Genomic DNA, 2474 nt, shown 5'->3' with positions numbered 1-2474 from the left:
ATATTATTTTCAATAAAATTATTAATTAAATTTAATCATTCTGTTTTTGAATATACTGTTCCCCTTTTATGATATGCATATAATTCAATTAAAACTTCTTGTACTTTATTGCTAGAAACAATTAAATTAGTTAAGTATTTTCCATATTCTCCATCGGATAATCTAATTTCAGCAGGGATAAGAGAAGGAATGTTATTTGTTTCTAATTCATTTGTTATGGATAATCAATTAAAAAAATTTGCTTCTAATTGATAAATAGGATTTTCTGAAATATTATTATTTATTACTTTTATAATACTTGTTTCCATTTTATAATAATTTTTATTTTTTAAATCAGAAAAATCAAAATAAGATGATTTTAATTGTACTATACAATCTTTAAATTCATAGTACGCTTCTTCATCTTTTCCTTCTTTAATTCTTGGTTCAGAAAGTAACTCAAAATAATAGGGAGATACTAATTTAATATCATCATTATATCCTTTATTAATTGCCATATTACTATATACATAATTTGACAACATATATACAACTTGTTTAAATCTTTTTACTGCAATATCAGATAAATAAGTAAAATTTTTAAATTTTCAGTTCTCAAATAAACCATCAATAACATCTTCGGGTTTTTGTCCTTCAAATAATTGCTTTATTTTTGCACTTTCATTTATAGGGTTTCCTTTTTCATCATATTTAGCACCACGAAATTTTCTATCATAATTATAACGAAATGTTAACATATTTCTTAATACTTCTTCTAATTTTCCATTTACTAATGGGGATTGTATTTCGATTAATAAATCACCATATTGAGGAAGATTATTTTGTCATATTGGTGGAAGTAATGAAATAGATGGTGTTTCTGGCATTTTGTCAGGTATTTTAACATTATATGAATATTTACCAGGAGGATTATAATATGCAACAATATTACCTTCTAAAATTCTTGCATTTTTAATTACTTGTTTTCTTGGTTTTTCATCACGGTTTCCAATACTAACTAAAATTAAACAATCACTTGGAGTAGAAAAATGTCTTGCTATTTCAAATGGTAAAAAACTATATCCTAACCAATACTGAAATATTCTTACATTGGGATTTGTTTCAATAGGCATTGATAGTAAAGGTACTAAGTTAGCGTTTTGAATAATAGACTGTGGATAAGAATAAACACCATTGACATTTCCTCAACATTTTATATTTCCAAATAGCATAGATTTAGGATATTTAATCTCAATCCCAGTAAATACTGTATCTTCTGGCAATGATTTTTGTAAAACTAAATGAATACTATTCTGGTTTTTTCACTTAAAATCAGTTATTTTAACTAAATGAGTAGATTTAATAATATCAACACCATCAGGTGAATAAGGGCGTTTATATTCTTCAATAATATAACATTCATTTTTGTTGTCTTCACTAATTGGTTCATTAATAGATACTATTTTTAAATCTAATGCTTCTAAAAATTCTTTGTCTTTTTTTGAAATATCATTAATTAAAATATCTTTTTCATCAATCATTACATAACTTGTGCTATTATCTTGGACTGTATTATTTTGTTGAATTTGTAATTTAAAATTAAAGTCACTAATTTCATAACCAATAATTTTAATATATTCATCTTTGTCAATAAAACCAATTTTAACGCTATTTTGAGAGTAGTTTAAGATAGGTTTTTGCTTTGTCTTAACAAGATTGCTAATTTTATAAATATATAAGGTTCTTGCACGGTCTTCACTAAAAAATTGTTCTAAATCAGGGTCGCTATATTGTGATTGAGTAGCAAAATCTAATGCGATACTATCAATTGAGTAATCGATTGGTTCATCATTTTCTGCTAATTGTGCTAACATTTTTTCAGATGGTTTTAACATTATTCTTGTTCTCCTTGTTCTTCATTAGGCATATTGATAATAGTTTCGTTGTTTTTTAATTGTCTGTTTAAAGTAGCATTCACAGGTAAGCGAACATCAACAATTAACTCATCAATATTTTTAATATTAAATGTTCTACTATTTAAAATAGCATTATCATATTTAATTAATTTAATAATAAATTCAGTTAATTTAATCTCTCTAATATATATCATTTGTTCGTATGATGCGTTTGTTTGAATATTTACACCGGCAACTTCCGCTTGCGTTTGTTGTGCTCCCTTAGCAATTGCGGGAACATGATGACGATTTATTTTATAGTAATTAGTTAGTAATCAATCATATATTTTAGTTAATTGTTCACCTTTAAAATTACCAGCGATATAGTCTACTGGTTGAAAATTACTATCAGGGTCTCCTTCAACTAATAATAAGTCATTTTCAATAAATGAAGCCAACATTTTACTAATTTCTTGGTCAACCACACCAGTTACTCCGTTGGTATTAATGGTAAATTTACCACTATTTAATAATGGGTCTAACATAATCTTTTCAGCAATAATATCTAAAATACTAGCAAATTGTTTACCATAACGAGCA

The 2474-nt window shown here is 25.5% G+C and carries 2 protein-coding genes; both read right to left on the bottom strand.

Features of this window, described 5'->3' with window-relative positions:
- Positions 1–1874: hypothetical protein (locus D9R21_RS05695; protein WP_148108849.1), on the bottom strand; the 1874-nt coding region annotated here is incomplete at its 3' end.
- The coding region (locus tag D9R21_RS07385) for a hypothetical protein (protein WP_158613930.1) at positions 1874–2474 on the bottom strand (601 nt) is incomplete at its 5' end. The genes D9R21_RS07385 and D9R21_RS05695, both read right to left, overlap by 1 nt.

The organism is Spiroplasma endosymbiont of Megaselia nigra, assembly GCF_003987485.1.
GTDB lineage: Bacteria > Bacillota_I > Bacilli_A > Mycoplasmatales > Mycoplasmataceae > Spiroplasma.
The sequence above is the reverse complement of the archived record's forward strand: the minus strand, read 5'-3'. Positions and strand labels throughout refer to the sequence as shown.